The organism is Serinicoccus marinus DSM 15273 (assembly GCF_008386315.1).
GTDB classification, from domain to species: Bacteria; Actinomycetota; Actinomycetes; order Actinomycetales; family Dermatophilaceae; genus Ornithinicoccus; species Ornithinicoccus marinus.
Genome location: NZ_CP043808.1, coordinates 37,790 through 54,315, shown reverse-complemented (window position 1 = coordinate 54,315; position 16,526 = coordinate 37,790). Strand labels below are relative to the sequence as shown.

The 16,526-nt window shown below is 72.3% G+C and carries 18 protein-coding genes, 1 tRNA gene and 3 pseudogenes; 16 read left to right on the top strand and 6 right to left on the bottom strand.

Going from position 1 to position 16,526, the window contains the following annotated elements; genetic code table 11:
• Position 1: 1 nt before the first annotated feature.
• On the bottom strand, positions 2-385 hold the full coding sequence (locus FU792_RS00285) for a DUF2237 family protein (RefSeq protein ID WP_022923415.1): 384 nt from the start codon (positions 383-385) through the stop codon (positions 2-4).
• Between the two features lie 141 nt (positions 386-526).
• Positions 527-1,567, bottom strand: a complete 1,041-nt coding sequence (locus FU792_RS00280) for an SGNH/GDSL hydrolase family protein (RefSeq protein ID WP_028130734.1) — start codon at positions 1,565-1,567, stop codon at positions 527-529.
• A gap of 230 nt (positions 1,568-1,797) precedes the next feature.
• On the opposite strand from FU792_RS00280, the gene FU792_RS00275 reads away from it, so the two are divergent.
• Entirely contained in the window at positions 1,798-2,511 is a 714-nt protein-coding gene (locus FU792_RS00275; RefSeq protein ID WP_022923417.1) for an AIM24 family protein, read from the top strand.
• 331 nt (positions 2,512-2,842) lie between these two features.
• Positions 2,843-2,974 (top strand): annotated as a pseudogene (locus FU792_RS19005) (SRPBCC family protein); the annotation flags it as partial.
• An 18-nt stretch (positions 2,975-2,992) separates the two neighbouring features.
• On the opposite strand, the gene FU792_RS00265 reads toward FU792_RS19005, so the two are convergent.
• Both FU792_RS00265 and FU792_RS00260 read right to left on the bottom strand, forming a co-directional pair.
• The gene (locus FU792_RS00265) at positions 2,993-3,718 is read right to left on the bottom strand and encodes an HAD-IA family hydrolase (protein ID WP_022923419.1); all 726 of its coding nucleotides are present in this window, start codon (positions 3,716-3,718) and stop codon (positions 2,993-2,995) included.
• Entirely contained in the window at positions 3,715-4,611 is an 897-nt protein-coding gene (locus FU792_RS00260) for a sodium:solute symporter family protein (protein ID WP_149814442.1), read from the bottom strand. Before FU792_RS00260 ends, FU792_RS00265 begins: the two co-directional genes overlap by 4 nt.
• Before the next feature lie 73 nt (positions 4,612-4,684).
• Between FU792_RS00260 and FU792_RS00255 the strand changes: the two are divergent.
• The 5 genes and pseudogenes from FU792_RS00255 to FU792_RS00235 all read left to right on the top strand — a co-directional run.
• A pseudogene (locus FU792_RS00255) lies at positions 4,685-5,404 on the top strand (amidohydrolase family protein); the annotation flags it as partial.
• 46 nt (positions 5,405-5,450) lie between these two features.
• A complete protein-coding gene (locus FU792_RS00250; RefSeq protein ID WP_022923422.1) occupies positions 5,451-5,747 on the top strand; it encodes a GNAT family N-acetyltransferase in 297 nt (98 codons plus the stop codon).
• 53 nt (positions 5,748-5,800) lie between these two features.
• Entirely contained in the window at positions 5,801-6,124 is a 324-nt protein-coding gene (locus FU792_RS00245) for a hypothetical protein (RefSeq protein ID WP_022923423.1), read from the top strand.
• A gap of 9 nt (positions 6,125-6,133) precedes the next feature.
• Complete coding sequence (locus FU792_RS00240) at positions 6,134-6,400, top strand: hypothetical protein (RefSeq protein WP_022923424.1); 267 nt, start codon at positions 6,134-6,136, stop codon at positions 6,398-6,400.
• A gap of 93 nt (positions 6,401-6,493) precedes the next feature.
• Positions 6,494-7,300 carry a hypothetical protein gene (locus tag FU792_RS00235; protein ID WP_022923425.1) on the top strand — a complete coding sequence of 269 codons (807 nt, stop codon included), beginning with the start codon at positions 6,494-6,496 and terminating at the stop codon, positions 7,298-7,300.
• Positions 7,301-7,432: 132 nt separating this feature from the next.
• On the opposite strand, the gene FU792_RS00230 is transcribed toward FU792_RS00235, so the two are convergent.
• Positions 7,433-7,516 (bottom strand) — tRNA-Leu (locus FU792_RS00230).
• A 159-nt stretch (positions 7,517-7,675) separates the two neighbouring features.
• On the opposite strand from FU792_RS00230, the gene FU792_RS00225 reads away from it, so the two are divergent.
• The 8 genes and pseudogenes from FU792_RS00225 (at position 7,676) to pknB (ending at position 15,383) form a co-directional block, all read left to right on the top strand.
• On the top strand, positions 7,676-8,545 hold the full coding sequence (locus tag FU792_RS00225; RefSeq protein WP_022923426.1) for an FhaA domain-containing protein: 870 nt from the start codon (positions 7,676-7,678) through the stop codon (positions 8,543-8,545).
• Positions 8,545-9,012: an FHA domain-containing protein FhaB/FipA gene (locus FU792_RS00220; protein WP_022923427.1), complete on the top strand. Its 468-nt coding sequence runs from the start codon at positions 8,545-8,547 to the stop codon at positions 9,010-9,012. The genes FU792_RS00225 and FU792_RS00220 overlap by 1 nt, the downstream gene beginning before the upstream one ends.
• A 2-nt stretch (positions 9,013-9,014) precedes the next feature.
• Positions 9,015-9,362: pseudogene (locus tag FU792_RS17490) on the top strand (PP2C family protein-serine/threonine phosphatase); the annotation flags it as partial.
• A gap of 25 nt (positions 9,363-9,387) precedes the next feature.
• Positions 9,388-10,491, top strand: coding sequence for a PP2C family protein-serine/threonine phosphatase (locus FU792_RS00215; protein WP_238706109.1), 1,104 nt, complete (start codon positions 9,388-9,390; stop codon positions 10,489-10,491).
• Positions 10,482-11,879 carry an FtsW/RodA/SpoVE family cell cycle protein gene (locus tag FU792_RS00210; RefSeq protein WP_028130736.1) on the top strand — a complete coding sequence of 466 codons (1,398 nt, stop codon included), beginning with the start codon at positions 10,482-10,484 and terminating at the stop codon, positions 11,877-11,879. Before FU792_RS00215 ends, FU792_RS00210 begins: the two co-directional genes overlap by 10 nt.
• A complete protein-coding gene (locus tag FU792_RS18675; RefSeq protein WP_338101135.1) occupies positions 11,876-12,814 on the top strand; it encodes a penicillin-binding transpeptidase domain-containing protein in 939 nt (312 codons plus the stop codon). The genes FU792_RS00210 and FU792_RS18675 overlap by 4 nt, the downstream gene beginning before the upstream one ends.
• The gene (locus FU792_RS18670; protein WP_338101134.1) at positions 12,700-13,332 is read left to right on the top strand and encodes a penicillin-binding transpeptidase domain-containing protein; all 633 of its coding nucleotides are present in this window, start codon (positions 12,700-12,702) and stop codon (positions 13,330-13,332) included. The genes FU792_RS18675 and FU792_RS18670 overlap by 115 nt, the downstream gene beginning before the upstream one ends.
• A complete protein-coding gene (gene pknB, locus FU792_RS00200; protein ID WP_022923431.1) occupies positions 13,329-15,383 on the top strand; it encodes a Stk1 family PASTA domain-containing Ser/Thr kinase in 2,055 nt (684 codons plus the stop codon). Before FU792_RS18670 ends, pknB begins: the two co-directional genes overlap by 4 nt.
• 25 nt (positions 15,384-15,408) lie before the next feature.
• On the opposite strand, the gene FU792_RS00195 is transcribed toward pknB, so the two are convergent.
• On the bottom strand, positions 15,409-16,152 hold the full coding sequence (locus tag FU792_RS00195; RefSeq protein ID WP_022923432.1) for a DUF881 domain-containing protein: 744 nt from the start codon (positions 16,150-16,152) through the stop codon (positions 15,409-15,411).
• Between the two features lie 57 nt (positions 16,153-16,209).
• On the opposite strand from FU792_RS00195, the gene FU792_RS00190 reads away from it, so the two are divergent.
• Positions 16,210-16,473: a cell division protein CrgA gene (locus tag FU792_RS00190; RefSeq protein WP_022923433.1), complete on the top strand. Its 264-nt coding sequence runs from the start codon at positions 16,210-16,212 to the stop codon at positions 16,471-16,473.
• Positions 16,474-16,526 lie beyond the last annotated feature (53 nt).

The following is a 16,526-nucleotide window of genomic DNA, read 5'->3' as shown; positions in this document are numbered from 1 at the left end:
CTCAGCCCCACCCCGAGAGGTCGTCCGGGACGTCGACGGCATACCGACGCAGCAGCTCCAGCGGCACCAGCTCGAGCACCTGCTCATGGGTGCTGGCGAGCACCACCGGGGCCGCCCGTCCCTCCTCGTGGGACTGCAGCCAGCGCAGCGCCACCACGCACCAGCGGTCCCCCGGCGTCAGGCCGGGGAATCCCCAGCTCGGACGCGGTGTGAGCAGGTCGTTGCCGACCGAGAACTGGTGCGCCAGGAACTCCTCGGTCACCACGGCGCAGATCCCGTGCACGCCGACGTCCTGCGGAGTGACCTCGCAGCACCCGGACCGGGTGAAGCCCGTCACCGGGTCGGTGCCGCACTCCCGCAGCGGGGTGCCCAGGACGTTGCGCATGCCGCCAGCATTTCACGCCGACGACCGGGCGACCGGCAAAGGACGGCCCCGGCGGTAGATCCCCGGTCGGTGTCCGCACCGAATCACCCGGGTGTCCGGCGAATGACCGCCCCGGCGGGATGTCCCCGGTCGGCCGGCCTCTCAGCCCTGCTCCACCCGGGCGTCGAGGGCCTGCAACTGCGCCAGCCCGGCCCGCACGACCCGCTCGTCCCCGCTGCGCAGCTTGGCGACGGCGCTGCGCACCTCGCCCGGCCGCAGCCCCGCCTCCTTCGCCTGCCGCAGGTGCGCCCTGCTGTCCAGCCTCAGCTCCAGCACCGCCCGCGCCTGCTCCCGCACGTCGGGCGGCGGTGCAGGCGTGGCCTGCTGCGTCGCCATCCGGGCGGCCGGCATCGTCGACCCGACGAGGGCCGGGGCGACGGCGGCGGCATAGGCCTGGTTGCCCGGACGGTTGGGGTGGAAGGACTCGTCGATCGGGAAGGACAGGTTGTTGATCCAGGGCTGCGTGTCGCAGACGGCGTGGCCGGCGAAGTCGTCCCGCACCTCGACGTAGGTGAAGCCGGAGGCGGTGGAGCGGTCGGCGATGATCTCGTCGAGCTCGGCGGTGCCGTCGTTGAGCCGGGCCATCTCGCCGCGCGAGAAGAAGGTCAGCCAGCTGCAGTCCCGGCCGTTGAAGAGGTACGGGTAGCCGGCGACGGCGACCGTGGCGTCCGGAGCCCGGTCGTCGATGGCGCCGTAGACCTCGTCCAGCCGACCGGGCAGCTCGGTCCGCAGGACGACGAGCGCGTCGTCGATCTCCCCGTCGCAGTCGCTGATCCACCCGGGGAGGGCGCACTCGGTGAGCACGTCGGCGAAGCCGACGTCGTTGCCACCGATCGTCACGGAGACCTGGCCGGTCCCCGGGCCCAGCGTGTCGAGCTGGTCGGCGAGCACATCGGCCGTCTCCGCCCCGGAGCACGCCTGGTAGTCCAGGTCCAGGCCCTTCGCCCGGGCGACGAGCTCGGGATATCCCCGCGGCGAGCGGTAGCACGAGTCCGTGCGGTCGAAGGTGCCCGTCCCCGCCGAGAAGCTGTCGCCGAGGGCGACGTAGGCGGAGCTGGCGGCCGAGGACGGGGTGACCGCGAGGGTGGCGCCCATCGCGAGAGCGCTGGCGGTGGCGAGAAGGGTCCGTGTCGTCGTTGACATGGGCCCAGCCAAGCACAGCCGGCCGCTCAGTGCGGCGCAGCGCTCACCAGGAGCGATGTGGTCGCCAGGGATGATGAGGGCCCGCGGCATCGCCCGCAGCGCCTCGTCGACGGCGTCCGGGCCACGCGACCGCGCGTCGAGACCGCCCCTCGCCGCACCTCCCGTGGGTTGAGCGCCGACCTCGACCCGCACCATACTCAGCAGGGACCGTGACGAGAAGGGTGAGGACCATGCCGATCCACGGATCGCTGTTCGAGGAGTTCAAGGAGACCGAGGCGCGGGACCAGTTCACCCGCCAGAGCAGCAAGATGCTCAAGGTGCGGATGGACTACGGGCCGGTCATGGCGAGGACCGGCTCGATGGTGGCCTACCAGGGCGACATCCGCTTCGCCAACAAGGGTTCCGGCGGGCTGAGCAAGATGTTGAAGTCCTCGCTCACCGGCGAGGGCGTCCCGATCATGGAGTGCAGCGGACAGGGGGAGCTCTTCCTCGCCGACGACGCGGCGGACGTCCAGGTGCTCTACCTGGACGACGACATGGTGTCGGTCAACGGCGCCAACGTGCTCGCCTTCTCCTCCTCGATCGACTGGGACATCCACCGGGTGTCGGCACGTGGCGGGATGATGGCCGGTGGGCTGTTCAACGTCTCGCTGCGCGGCAGCGGGTATGTCGCGATCACCACCAAGGGCGAGCCGATCGCGCTGGACGTCTCGACACCGACCTTCGCCGACGCGCAGGCGGTGGTGCTCTGGACCCAGGCGGTCCGGATGCAGATCCGCACCGACACCGGCGGGATCGGCTCGATGCTGCGCGGGGGGACGGGTGAGATGGTGCAGATGGCCTTCTCCGGCCAGGGGCACGTGCTCGTGCAGCCCGCGGAGAATGCCGCGAACACCGGCTCCGGGGAGCGTCGCAGCAGCGGGCTCAGCGACTTCCTCGGCTGAGCCCCGGACCGGCCCCTCCGGCGGCGACAGCGGCGGTCGATCACGACGTCTTGCCTTCTCTCACCCTCACGCTAGAGAGCTGTATACCTGGTCATCGACCGGTCCGCAGATCCGCGAAGCGCACCCGCGCGTCCTCGGTGTAGAGCCCGATCGCGCCCTCCGTGTAGGGCCGACGAGCCCGGAGGGCGAGCGGTTCGGCGGCATGTGGGAGCTGACCGAGGTAGAAGAGCCCCGCCGCTTCGCCTTCGAGGACCGCTTCGCGGACGCGGAGAGCTGGCAGCCCGCCGAGCGCATGCCCGTCTCCCGCAACACCTAAGCCTTCGAGGAGCACGACGGCGGCACCCGCGCCACCTTCACCTCGGTCTACGAGAGCGCGGAGGCGCTGCAGCAGGTGCTCGACATGGGCATGGAGCAGGGCGCCACCGAGTCGATCAACCAGATCGACGCCTTCCTCGCCGCCTGACCCGCGGCCGGGTATCCCTCAGATGCGCTCGTCGGCCTGCACGGACTGTGCGAAGGCGGCCATCGAGGGGTACTCGGCCAGGTAGGTCCACGCCGCCTCCGGCTCCGGGGTGGCACCCCACCCCGGACGGTCGTGGCGACGGTTGATCCATACCGAGTCCAGGTCGTGCGCCGCTGCCGGGACGTGGTCGTGGAAGAGGCTCTGCGCGACGTGCAGGTGCTCCTCGGCCGGGATCTCCAGGTCGTCGAGCACCTTGCCCAGGGCGTGGAAGTGCGGGTCTGCGGGCTTGTAGGCGCCGACGTCCTCGGCAGTGACGACGGCCGTGGTCCGGGCCCGGAGCTGGCGGTTGCTCGCGGCAAAACCCGCCCGGTGCACGTTGGACAGGATGATCAGGTCGAAGTACTCGGCGAGGCTGGCCATCGCGGCGCGGGAGTCCGAGAAGGCGGGCCAGTCCGGCACCGAGCCGCCGAGACGCTGTGCCCAGTCGTCGTCGACGCGGGACCCGAGCGTGCGGCCCGTGCGCCGGAAGGCCTCGGCGAGCACCCGTGGGTATGCCTCCCGCGGTCGCTCGCGCATCACCGCCGCCTCGTGCCCGGCATACGTGCGCAGCAGGGCCTCGTCGTCGAGATCCAGACCCTGCTCGGAGGCCCAGGGCGCGAGGACCGTGGCGAGCCCGACCTCCCAGTCGATCAGCGTGCCGTAGACGTCGAAGCTCAGCGACCGGTAGTCCTGCAGCCGCATCATGCGGGCTCCCCCGCCGCGGCCACCTCGTCCGTAGGGCGGTCGCCCCCGCCGGGGGTGAGCAGGCTGACGAGGATGAGGGTCGCCACGGTGACCGGGAGCGACACCAGCACGGCGTGGACGTCCCCGGGTCGGCCCAGCTGTTCCCAGGTGATCGTGAGGACGACCGCCACCGTCATGGACGCCAGCGCCCCCCACCGCGTGGCGCGTGACCAGAAGAAGATGGCGAGCACGGGCGGGGCGATGGCGACGCCATAGACGGTGTAGGAGTAGAGCTGCAGCTCCAGCACCGTCGGGAAGAAGCGGCCGAGCACGTAGGCGACGACCGCGATCCCCAGGACGGCGAGCCGGTGGACGCGCAACCGGCCCTGCTCGTCCAGCTCGACGCCCATCATCCGCTGCACGGCGTCGTAGACCACGTTGCCGGCACCGGAGAGCAGGAAGGAGGAGCCGGTCGTGATGATGAAGGCGAGCGCCCCACCCAGGAGGAGTCCGCCCACGACGACCGGCAGGTAGCCCTCGCCGGCCAGCGACAGGATCGCGGTGTCCGGCTGGATGTCGGGCAGGAGCACCACCGCTGCGGAGCCGAGCAGGGCCACCGGCACGGTGACGAGGAAGCTGGAGAGGAAGAACCCGGCGGTCGACTGCCGCGCCTCCTCCTCCGAGCGGGCGGCCCCCAGCCGCTGGTACATGTTCTGGTCGGCCAAGATGAGCAGGAAGAGCGGGAGGAAGTAGCCGAGCAGCGCGAGCACGGGCAGCCCGCCCGAGAGCGTCGTGTGGGTCTGCGGCAAACCCTCCCAGAAGGAGCTCCAGCCGCCGATCTCACCGCCCAGGACCAGCGGCAGCCCACGAACAGGCTGGCCACGATGACCAACGCCGAGATGAAGTCGCTCCACGCGACCGACTTCAGGCCACCGCCGATCGCGAGGAAGGTGATGACGACGGCCGCGGGTCTGCGACGGGGTCGAAGCGGTGCGCCGCGCCTCCCGCGATCAGCTGCGCACCGGCGCCCACCACGTCAAGCTCATGCTCTCCGGGGGCGTGGCCTCCCCGACGGACCGGGTGGACTCGCTGCAGTTCTCGGTCGACGAGATCGAGGCGGTCGTGGAGGAGGCCACCAACGCCAACCGCTACGTCACCGGGCACGCCTACACCGCACGGGCGGTCAACCGCGGGCTGGAGCTGGGTCTGCGCTGCATCGAGCACGGCAACCTCATCGACGCCTCCAGCGTCGAGCTGTTCCGTGAGCACGACGCCTTCCTCGTGCCGACCCTCGTCACCTACGAGTACCTCCAGAAGGAGGGCGCCGACGCCGGGCTGCCCCCGGCCAGCCAGGCCAAGGTGGGCGACGTGCTCGAGGCCGGCCTGCATGCGCTGGACCTCGCCAGCCGTGGCGGGGTGAAGATCGCCCTCGGCACCGACCTGCTGGGGTCGATGCACCGGCACCAGAGCGAGGAGTTCCGGATCCGCGCGCAGGTGCAGTCACCGGAGGACATCCTGCGGTCGGCGACCCTCGTCGGTGCCGAGCTCCTGGAGCAGACGGGCACCCTCGGTGTCGTGGCCGAGGGGGCGGCGGCCGACCTCGTGCTGCTGCGCGCCAACCCGCTCGAGGACGCCCAGGTCCTGGCGTCCCCGGAGCAGCACGTCCGGATGGTGGTCCAGGGCGGACGCGTGGTGCACGAGGGCTGATCACCGGGCCGGTGGACGGGCGCCGCGCGGCGCGAGAGGCTGGGGTATGGCCGACGTCCAGGTGACCAGGAACGACGAGCAGACGCGCTACGAGGCACGGGTCGACGGTGAGCTGGCCGGGTTCGCGGAGTACCAGCTGACCGACATCCTCGTGGTCTTCACGCATACCGAGGTCGACGGTGCCTTCGAGGGGCAAGGCGTCGGCAGTGCGCTGGCCCGGTACGCCCTGGACGACGTCCGTGATCAGGGCACCCGCCGGGTCCTCGCCATCTGCCCCTTCATCAAGGGGTGGATCGACCGTCACCCCGACTACGCGCCCTTGCTCTACGGCTCGCCGGGCTGAGACGCGCTGCTAACCTCCTGCTCCGATGACGAAACACCACGTCAGGAGGGGTCATGGCCGGTGACGACGAGGTCGTCATGGTGAACAACACCTACAAGGACGCGCTGGAGAGCGCACGGTCGTCCAGCGTGGACCCCGCAGCCCGGCTGGAGGACGCCCTGTCCGCCGCTCGTCGCGCCATGGACTCCGGCGCCTGGGAGGGGCCGATGGGTGAGGACTTCTCCGGCGAGCTCGACACCTACCGGACCAAGCTCAACGACGCGGGGCCGGCGGCCATCGACGCCCTCGACGCCCTCGACGCGGCGATCGTCGCCCAGCCCGAGCGCGTCACCTCGACGGCCTGGCAGGTGCGCTGGCAGCGCATGGGCCCGCGGTAGGCCCCGGACATGGCCCTCGTCAGCATCGACATCGGCGCCATGGAGGACCTGGTCTCCGACCTGACCTCCGCCCGCGACGACCTGCCCTCGGACGTGAGCACCGTCAAGGGACGGCTCGATCACGTGATGCTCAGCACCGAGCCGGTGTCCGGCGTCGACTTCGGCGCCGAGATCTGGGCCTGGATGGATGATCGGATCCGCGACCTCACCCGGCGGCTGGCCGCTTCGACACCTACATGGCGCCCAGCGGGCGGTGTCATCTCCCGGCTCGGGTGAAGGGATCCGGGCCGTTCTCCATCGCGGTGCCGGCGGAACCCGCGGCAGGCTCAGGCCGTCGAACCGAGGTCTTGCTCGAGAGAGGTGTCTGCCATGGTCGGTCGACGCGCACCACGCCACGGGCGACGCTGGGCTGCGAGCGCGTCCTCGGTCGTCGTCACCGCCGCGCTGGCGTCCTGCGGTATGCCCTCGACCACGGCGGGTGGTGACGCTGCCACCTGGACCGTCACCCGGGCGCCGGAACCGGCCGCGGACGGGGCGGTCGTGCACCTGGCCGTGACGAGACTGGGCTGCGCGAGCGGCGTCACGGGACGGGTCCTGGAACCCACGGTGGTCGTCGAGGAGGGCCAGGTCGTCATCGACACCCGGGTGGAGCACGTGGACGCTGGCGAGTGCCCCGGCAACGACACCGAGATGATCCAGCTCGAGCTCGGCCCGGACGCCGTCGGCAAGGACCTCGTCGACGCCGCCTGCCTCGGGACCGGCGAGGCGGCCGGCACCCCGGCGTGCGAGACCGGGCCGGTCCGGTGGCACCTGCCGGTCCCCGACGCGCGCCGGGAGATGCCGGGATGGGCTGCGCCGGAGGCATACCGCTATCAGGTCACGAGCCTCTGCGGCGAGCGAGCCTTCGTCGGTACCTTCGAGATCGACGTGGCCCAGGGTGAGGTGACCGGCGCCCGGCAGCTCGGCGAGGACCCCAGCGACCTCGCCCTCGCCACCGCGCCCACCCTGGAGGAGCTGCTGGAGGAGACCGCCGCCGGGGTGCGCGCGCGCAACCATGCCCTCGTGGCGATGACCCCGGAGGGCGACCCGCGCTACCTCTCGGTCGGACGAGATCTCGCCGACTCCGACGGCACGTCCTGCTATCTCATCCATCAGGTCGTGCCGCTCGAGGGCTGAGCTCCCCGGGCGGACCCCTCCCCGCCCGACATCACTGCAGCCGCCCCTGACCCGCGTCGGCCCACCCACATCCACAGAAAAACCCCCGGACCGAGGGTCCGGGGGTTTCCTCTGTCTTGAGACAGGACACGGTGCGCGAGGGGGGAGTTGAACCCCCACGCCCTTGCGGGCACACGGACCTGAACCGTGCGCGTCTGCCTATTCCGCCACTCGCGCGAGTGCCGGACAAGATTACCACCGCGGCCACCTGCACCCCTAATCCACCAGGGCCTCCGACAGGCCCAGGGCGCCGGGCCAGCCTCCAGGGTCCTCCCACCCGTGGCGGCTACCATCGAGGCGCCAGCCATCAACCGTGCCACCAGTCAGGAGAGGGCCGTGGGTGTCTTCGACAAGCTCGAGCGGCGGCTCGAGCGCGCCGTGAAGCAGCCCTTCGCCAAGGTCTTCAAGGCCGAGGTCCAGCCGGTCGAGATCGCCTCCGCCATGCGCGGCGCCATGGACGACCGCGCCGCCGTCCTCGGCCCCGGCCGCACCATGGTCCCCAACGTCTTTACCGTCGAGCTGGCCGAGAGCGACTTCGAGCGCCTCTCCTCCTACTCCCACGCCCTCACCGACGAGCTCGTCGCCGCCGCGGAGGACCACGCCGACGCGCAGCGGTATGTCGCGCCCGGCCCGTTCGAGGTCCGGCTGGTGGCCGGGGAGGAGCTGGAGACCGGCATCTTCCGGGTGCGCCCCGCCGCCAAGGACGGCCGCCGCGGCTCCGGCGGGCGCGGCGGTGCCCGCGAGTTCGCCGAGGCCCAGCAGGCGCAGGACGCCCGTCGCGAGGAGCAGGCCCGGGAGCAGGACGCCCGTCGGGCCGAGAGCGAGCGCCCCCGTGACGAGCAGACCGGCGCCGACCGCGGCTACGAGGAGGCGGCCTACCAGCGTCCCCGCGAGTCCTCCCGACCGCGGCGCCGCAGCGGCCCGTCGCTGGACATCGACGGTCGGCAGGTGCCGCTGACGGCTGCCGTCACCACCCTCGGCCGCGACGAGGAGTGCACCGTCGTCGTCGACGACCCGGGCGCCTCCCGCAAGCACGCGGAGATCCGGATCAGCCACGACGGGCCGCACCAGCAGGTCATCCTGCGCGACCTCGGCTCCACCAACGGCACCTACCTCAACGGCGAGCAGGTCGGCAGCGAGCAGCTGCGCACCGGCGACCGCATCACCCTCGGGCGCACCCACATCACGGTCCAGCTGGAGGGTTGATGGGTGAGCTGACCCTCAACCTGCTGCGGCTGGGCGTGGTGGTGCTCCTCTGGGCGTTCGTCGTGGCCGTGGTCGGTGCCCTGCGCGGCGACCTCTACGGCACCCGCGTGCTCACCCGCAACGCCGGCCCGACCCGCAGGCCGGAGTCCCGCTCGGACCGCAAGCAACGACGCAACACCCCGACCCACCTCGTCGTGACCGAGGGACGGCTCCGGGGCACGTCGGTGCCGCTGCACGACTCCGGGGTCCTCGTCGGCCGCAACCCCGAGTGCTCCCTCGTCCTCACCGACGACTACGCCTCCGGCCGCCACCTGCGGATCTACCCCGGCTCCGACGCGTGGTACGCCGACGACCTCGGCTCCACCAACGGCACCGAGGTCGACGGGGCCCGGATCGGCACCGGGGCCAAGCTCGACCCGGGCGCGCAGATCCGGATCGGCCAGACCGTCCTCGAGCTGCGCCGCTGACCATGGCCCTCGCCCTGCGCTACGCCGCGCGCACCAACATCGGCCTCGGCAGCAAGGCCCGCAACGAGGACTCCGCGTATGCCGGGCCCGAGCTGCTCGTCCTCTGCGACGGCATGGGCGGGCACGCCGCGGGCGACGTCGCCTCCTCCCTCGTCGTCGGCGAGCTGGTCCACCTCGACGGGGAGTCGCACGGCGCCGACGACGCCCTGGACATCCTCGAGCACGCGCTGGAGGAGGCCAACAACCGGCTCGCCGACGTCATGGAGGTCTACCCCGACTCCGACGGCATGGGCACCACCTGCATCGCCATGCTCCGGGTCGACACCAAGCTGGCCGTCGCCAACATCGGCGACTCCCGGGCATACCTCCTGCGCGGTGGGCGGCTCACCCAGATCACCACCGACCACTCCTTCGTGCAGAAGCTGCTCGACGAGGGCCGGATCAGCCAGGAGGAGGCGCCACCACCCGCAGCGCTCGCTCGTCACCCGGGTCTTCACCGGCCGCCCCGAGGACCACCCCGACCTGTCGCTGCGCGAGCTGCGCTCCGGCGACCGGGTGCTCATCTGCAGCGACGGGCTGACCGACTACGTCTCCACCGAGGTGGTCACCGAGATCCTCGCCGAACCCGGCCGCACCCCCGGTCAGGTCGCCGACGCGCTCGTGCACACCGCGCTGCGCGCCTCCACCCGCGACAACGTTACCGTCGTCGTGGCCGACGCCGTCTCCCCGGGCGAGGGCACGAGCAAGCCGCAGGTCGTGGGCGCCGCCAGCGAGCGCCGCGGCAACCGGCCGCTGCGCCACCTCAGCCCGGCTGAGAAGGCTGCCGCCCTGACCCGGGAGGCCTCCGGCGTCTCCACCGTGGACGACGGACCGGTCCTCGCCGAGGAGCAGAGCCGGCCCTGGGTCCGGACGCTGCGGTTGGCCGGCATCACGGTCGCCGTGCTCGCGGTGCTCGTCGCCGGGGGCTGGGCGGCGTGGACCTGGAGCCAGCAGCAGTACTACGTGGGCGAGCAGGACGGCATGGTCACGATCTACCGCGGCATCTCCCAGGACCTCGGGCCGGTGAGCCTGTCCACGGCCGAGCAGCAGACCGACCTGCCCGTCGAGGAGCTGCCCTACTACTACCAGCGCCGGGTGCAGGGCACCCTGTCCGCGGACGGGCAGGACGACGCCGAGCGCATCGTCGCCGACCTGCGGGCGCTCACAGCAGCCGCCTGCGTGCCCACCGTGCTCCTGCCCGACGGGTCGCAGGGCACCGAGATCCCGGACGACATGGACACCGTCACCGCCGACAGCCTCGCCGACGCCCAGCGCTCCGCGGCGGCGTCGGGACCGGCCCGGGAGCTGCTGCGGGACTCCCTCGAGCTGGGCGGGAGCGCCCTCGGGGGCACCGAGACCAGCACCGCCACCGCGGCTCCGACGGGCTCGGAGGACACTGGGCCGACCGCGACGGTCGTGTGGCCGGAGGGATGCCCGTGAGCGCCACGACTCCCACCCCTTCCACCGTCACCAGCCTCGAGGTCCGCAGCGGCCGCACCATCGAGCTGCTGCTCCTCGTGCTGGCCGTCGGCGTCGTCACCCTCGCCTACGTCACCGTCAACCTCACCGCCGAGGGCGCGCTGCCCACCGACGTGTGGCTGCACGTCGGTATCTTCGGCGTGCTCGCCCTCGGCCTGCACGCGGTGCTGCGCGCCCGGGCCCGGTATGCCGACCCGCTCCTCCTCCCGCTCGCGACCCTGCTCAACGGCCTGGGTCTGGTGATGATCCACCGGATCGACCTCGTGGAGACGGCCGGGGGCACCGACGGCGTGGCGAGCCGGCAGCTGCTGTGGACCGGGCTGGCGATGGTGATCGCGGCGGCCGTGCTCGTGCTGCTGCCCGACCACCGGGTGCTGCGGCGCTACACCTACATCGCCATGGCGCTCGGCTTCGTGCTGCTGCTCCTGCCGATGCTGCCGGTCATCGGGGAGACGGTGAACGGCTCACGCCTGTGGATCCGCATCGGGCCGTTCAGCTTCCAGCCGGGCGAGCTGGCCAAGATCGCGGTCGCCGTCTTCTTCGCCGGCTACCTCGTCTCGACCCGGGACGCGCTGTCCCTCGTCGGGCGCCGCGTCCTGGGCCTGCAGCTGCCCCGGGCCCGCGACCTGGGCCCGATCCTGGTCATCTGGACGCTGTCGGTGCTCATCCTGGTGCTGCAGCGCGACCTGGGCTCCTCGCTGCTCTTCTTCGGGCTCTTCGTCGCCATGCTCTACGTCGCGACCGAGCGCACCAGCTGGATCGTCATCGGGCTGGCGCTCTTCGCCTCGGGCTGCGTGCTCGCCTGGCGGCTCTTCGACCACGTCCAGGCCCGCGTCACGCTGTGGCTGGACCCCTTCGCCGCCGAGCAGTCCGATCAGGTCGCCAAGGGGCTGATGGGCCTGGCGCACGGCGGCATCTTCGGCTCCGGGCTGGGCGGCGGCTTCCCCTACATCACCTACTACGCCAACAGCGACTACATCGTCGCCAGCTTCGGCGAGGAGCTGGGCATGATCGGGCTCTTCGCGCTGCTCCTGCTCTACGCCCTGCTCGTCGAGCGCGGTCTGCGGACGGCCATCGGCTCCCGCGACGGCTTCGGCAAGCTGCTGGCCGTCGGCCTGTCCTTCACCGTGGCGCTCCAGGTCTTCGTCATCGTCGGCGGCATCACCCGGGTCATCCCGCTGACCGGTCTCACCACGCCCTTCCTGTCGGCGGGCGGCTCCTCGCTGCTCGCCAACTGGATCATCGTGGCGCTGCTGCTGCGGATCAGCGACCACGCCCGCCGCCCCATCTCCGAGCGGCGGCAGGACCCGAGCATCGACGAGGCCGAGCGCGAGGGGGCGAGCGCATGAACACCCCCATCCGCCGGCTGGCCCTGGTCGTCTTCGCCATGTTCACCGCCCTGCTGATCTCCACGACGTGGATCCAGTTCGTCCAGGCGGAGGACCTGCGCGAGCGCCCCGGCAACCGCCGCACCCTCATCGACAACTACAGCCGGGACCGCGGCGCCATCCTCGTGGACGGCACCCCGATCGCGACCTCCGAGCCGACCGACGACGAGCTGGAGTGGCTGCGGCAGTACGACCAGGCGCAGCGGTATGCCCACGTCACCGGCTACTACTCCTTCACCTACGGCGCCGGTCTCGGGCTGGAGCGGGCCGAGGACCCGGTGCTCGCCGGCACCGACGACAGCCTGTTCTACCAGCGCCTCTCCGACGTCGTCACCGGCACGCCCGCCTCCGGGGCCAGCCTCGAGCTGACCATCGACCCCGACGTCCAGGCGGCCGCGGCGGAGGCCCTGGGCGACCGGCGGGGCGCCGCCGTCGCGCTGGACCCGGCGACCGGCGAGATCCTGGCCATGGTCAGCCGGCCCAGCTACGACCCCAACGCCCTGGCGAGCCACCAGCTGGCCGCCGTGGACGAGGCCTACACGTCCCTCAACGAGGACCCGGCCGAGCCGCTGGTCAACCGCGCGATCGGCGGCGACCTCTACCCGCCCGGGTCGACCTTCAAGCTCGTCCTCGCGGCGGCGGCGCTGGAGTCGGGGGAGTACTCCCCGGACACCGAGCTCGAGGGCGGGTTGACGTATACCCTCCCGAACACCGAGACCGAGCTGCCCAACTTCGGCGGCGTCGCCTGCGACCCCGAGGGCGGCCGACCCTCGCGGAGTCGGTGCAGGTCTCCTGCAACACCTCCTTCGCCTGGCTCGCCGGCGAGCTCGGTGCCGACTCCGTCCGGGAGCAGGCCGAGGCCTTCGGCTTCGGCCAGCCGCTGGAGGTGCCGATGAGCGTGACCCCCTCGATCTACCCGGACGAGATGGACGACGCCCAGCTCGCCCTGACCGGCATCGGCCAGTTCGAGGTCCGCGAGACCCCGCTGCAGGTGGCGATGATCTCTGCGGCCATCGCCAACGGCGGGGTGACGATGACGCCCTACCTGGTGGAGGAGGTCCGCGGCTCCGACCTCGAGGTCATCGAGCGCAACGAGCCGAGGACGCGCTCGCGCGCCGTCTCCCAGGAGTCGGCGGAGCAGCTCACCGAGATGATGACCCAGGTCGTCGAACGCGGCTCGGGGCAGTCGGCGGCGCTGCCGGACATCGAGGTGGCGGGCAAGACCGGCACCGCGGAGTTCGGCGAGAGCGGCGCCGCGCACGCGTGGTTCACCGGCTTCGCGCCCGCCGACGACCCGCAGATCGCGGTCGCCGTCGTCGTGGAGTCCGCGACCGACAACTGGGTCGGCGAGACCGGTGGTCTGGTCGCCGCGCCGGTGGCGCGGGCCATGCTGGAGGCAGGAGTGCAGCGATGACGGACGACCCCACGCAGGCCACCCCGCCGCCGGAGCCGCCGGCCCGGGTGCTGGGCGGGCGCTACGAGCTCGGCGAGCTCATCGGCCGCGGCGGTATGGCCGACGTGCACCTCGGGCACGACCTGCGTCTCGGGCGACCGGTCGCGATCAAGGTGCTGCGCACCGACCTCGCCCGCGACTCCACCTTCCTGTCCCGCTTCCGCCGCGAGGCGCAGTCGGCGGCCGGGCTGTCGCACCCCGCGATCGTGGGGGTCTTCGACTCCGGCGAGCAGGCGGTCACCGAGTCCGGGGGCGCCACGGTCCAGGTGCCCTACATCGTCATGGAGCTGGTCGAGGGCAAGACCCTGCGCGAGCTGCTCAACGAGCACGGCACCCTCGACCCCGACGAGGCGGCGCGGATCACCGCGCTCGTGCTCTCCGCCCTGGAGTATGCCCACGACCGCGGCCTCGTGCACCGCGACATCAAGCCGGCCAACGTCATGGTGACCGGGGCAGGCGCCGTCAAGGTGATGGACTTCGGCATCGCCCGCGCCATCGCCGACACGGCGGCGACGATGACCCAGACGCAGGCCGTCATGGGGACCGCCCGCTACCTCTCCCCGGAGCAGGCGCAGGGTCTCGACGTCGACGGCCGCTCCGACCTCTACTCCGTCGGCTGCCTGCTCTACGAGCTGCTCGCCGGGCGCACGCCCTTCCAGGGCGACCCGGTCTCGCTGGTCTACCAGCACCTCGGCGAGGCACCGAAGGCGCCCTCGACGCACGGGTCGCGGCTGCCCGAGGCGCTGGACGCGATCTCGCTGCACGCGTTGGAGAAGAAGCCCGAGGACCGCTACCAGGACGCGGGCTCCTTCAGGGCCGACCTCAACGCCGCCCGGGCCGACGAGCCGGTCTCCGCGCCGGCGCAGGCGACCTACGACCGGGTCCTCGGCCTGGGCGGTGCGGCCGCGGCCGGTGCTGCTTCCGCCGCGGCCTCGTCCGCCGCCGCGACCCAGGCGGTCCCGGTGGCCGGCGGGGCGCGCGAGCCACAGGCATACCCCGAGGAACCGACGGGGATCTTCCCGGCCGGCGGGACGGACGACGATCGCTACGAGCGCACCGACGAGCTGCCGGTCCGCGAGCGACGGCACCCCGGCGCGGCGCTGCTGCTCGGGGCGCTGGCCGCGGTGGCGCTGGCGGGCGTCGCCTGGGTCCTGTGGCAGGTGATGGGGCCGAACGGCGACGACGGTCCGGAGATGCTGGTGGTGCCGAGCACCGTGGGCAGCACCGAGGCGCAGGCGCGGACCACGCTGACCCAGGCCGGCTTCACCGTCGCCGAGGACGCGGTGCAGCGCAACAGCGACGAGGAGCCCGGCATCGTCATCGAGCAGGACCCGCCCGGCGGGGAGCTGGAGCGCGGCGGCCAGGTGGAGCTGACCGTCTCGGCCGGCCCGGAGGCGCAGACCATCCCACGGCTGCAGGGGCTGGAGGAGCAGGCCGCCCGGGACCTGCTCGCGCGGGAGGGCTTCACCAACGTCCGTGGTGAGTCCGAGCAGACCGACGACCCGGACTGGGAGGACGGTCAGGTCGTCTCCAGCGACCCCGGCGAGGGCGAGGAGATCGACCCGGGCGACGAGATCGTCCTGACCGTGGCCAGCGGCGAGGTCGAGGTGCCCGACGTCGTGGGTCTGGACCAGAACGAGGCGGTGCTGCTGCTCGACGAGCAGACCCTGGAGTGGGAGATCGAGACGCGCCGCACCGCCGAGGCCGACGCCGGGACGGTGCTGGAGCAGTCGGTCGAGGCCGGTGACACCGTGGAGCAGGGCAGCACCGTGGGCCTCGTCGTCGCCGCCGAGCCGGTGCAGACCGAGACCGAGGTCATCACCGAGACTGTCACGAACACCCCGACGCAGGAGCCCACCGAGGAGCCCACGGAGACCGAGGAGCCGACGGAGGAGCCGACCGAGACCTCGAGCATCCCCCCGGTCCCCACCGACCCCGAGCCCACGCAGCCCGGGCCTCCGGACGACCCACCGTCGGAGGACCCGCCCACCCAGGACGACCCGACCGAGTAGGCGCCGGCAGCACCCACTCCCGCGGTCAGCGCTGGGTCACGGTGGCGTGCTGGGGCCGGACCGTGCCGGCGAAGGCGGGGAGCTCGGTCTCCCCGAGGTCCTTCACCTCGTAGCCGAGCCCGACGGCGTCGGCCCAGTCGCGATAGGTGGACACCACCGGATCGGCGCCGAGCGCGGCCCGCATCGCCTCCGGATCGCCCACGGCGGTCACGGTGTAGGGCGGGGAGTAGACCCGTCCCTGCAGGTAGAGGGTGTTGCCGACGCACTGGACCGCGCTGGTCGACACGATGCGCTGGTCCTGCACCATGATCGCCTCGGCGCCGCCGGCCCACAGGGCGTTGACGACCCCCTGCAGGTCCTGCTGGTGCACGACCACGTCGTCGACGGAGTAACCCTCGGGCAGGGTGTCCAGGCTGTAGCCGGCGTCGTCGAGGGTCACGCCGAGCGCCGGACCGGTCACCGCGGCGGTCCCCACGCCCAGCGCCAGCCCGTCGGCCCGTCTCTCGTCGACGGCCACGGCGCTCGAGGCCTGCTGCGCGCGCAGCTGCTCCACCTCGCCGCCCAGGTCCTCCGCGCGTCGGGTCAGGTCGCGCACCTGCTCGTCGCGCTCGGTGATCAGGTCGACGAGATCCGCCGGTGCGCCACCGCCGTCCCGGGCCAACGAGGCGCTGGTGCCGAAGAGCAGCCCGGCGGCCAGGCATACCGCTGTCACGCCGGCGACCCGCCCACGGCGCGCCGTCGGGCTCCCCTGGCCCACGTCATCGGTCATCACCGCCCAGCGTATCGGGCGTATATCCTGACGACTCCCACCACGAAGGAGACGGACGTGCCCGAGTCTCGCGGCCGACAAGGTGCGCGCAAGCGCGCCGAACGCACCAGCCAGACCACGCCCCAGACCCAGAGCCTGCCGGGCAACCCCTCCTGGTTCGTGCCGGTGATGTGCGCGCTGATGATCGTCGGCGTGCTGTGGGTGGCCGTGTTCTACGTGACCGGGGGGCAGTGGCCGATCGCCTCGATCCGCTACTGGAACCTCGGCATCGGGATGGGGCTCATCATGGTGGGCTTCGCGATGGCCACCCGCTGGCGCTAGTTGTCCACAGCCCGTCCCCAGCATGGGGATAACGACACCGGTGTAACTCGGGT

Coding starts and splice junctions, on each gene's coding strand:
- FU792_RS00285 (WP_022923415.1), bottom strand. CDS start 385: ATGCGCAACGTCCTGGGCACCCCGCTGCGGGAGTGCGGCACCGACCCG.
- FU792_RS00280 (WP_028130734.1), bottom strand. CDS start 1,567: ATGTCAACGACGACACGGACCCTTCTCGCCACCGCCAGCGCTCTCGCG.
- FU792_RS00275 (WP_022923417.1), top strand. CDS start 1,798: ATGCCGATCCACGGATCGCTGTTCGAGGAGTTCAAGGAGACCGAGGCG.
- FU792_RS00265 (WP_022923419.1), bottom strand. CDS start 3,718: ATGATGCGGCTGCAGGACTACCGGTCGCTGAGCTTCGACGTCTACGGC.
- FU792_RS00250 (WP_022923422.1), top strand. CDS start 5,451: ATGGCCGACGTCCAGGTGACCAGGAACGACGAGCAGACGCGCTACGAG.
- FU792_RS00245 (WP_022923423.1), top strand. CDS start 5,801: ATGGCCGGTGACGACGAGGTCGTCATGGTGAACAACACCTACAAGGAC.
- FU792_RS00240 (WP_022923424.1), top strand. CDS start 6,134: ATGGCCCTCGTCAGCATCGACATCGGCGCCATGGAGGACCTGGTCTCC.
- FU792_RS00235 (WP_022923425.1), top strand. CDS start 6,494: ATGGTCGGTCGACGCGCACCACGCCACGGGCGACGCTGGGCTGCGAGC.
- FU792_RS00220 (WP_022923427.1), top strand. CDS start 8,545: ATGGGTGAGCTGACCCTCAACCTGCTGCGGCTGGGCGTGGTGGTGCTC.
- FU792_RS00210 (WP_028130736.1), top strand. CDS start 10,482: ATGCCCGTGAGCGCCACGACTCCCACCCCTTCCACCGTCACCAGCCTC.
- FU792_RS18675 (WP_338101135.1), top strand. CDS start 11,876: ATGAACACCCCCATCCGCCGGCTGGCCCTGGTCGTCTTCGCCATGTTC.
- pknB (WP_022923431.1), top strand. CDS start 13,329: ATGACGGACGACCCCACGCAGGCCACCCCGCCGCCGGAGCCGCCGGCC.
- FU792_RS00195 (WP_022923432.1), bottom strand. CDS start 16,152: ATGACCGATGACGTGGGCCAGGGGAGCCCGACGGCGCGCCGTGGGCGG.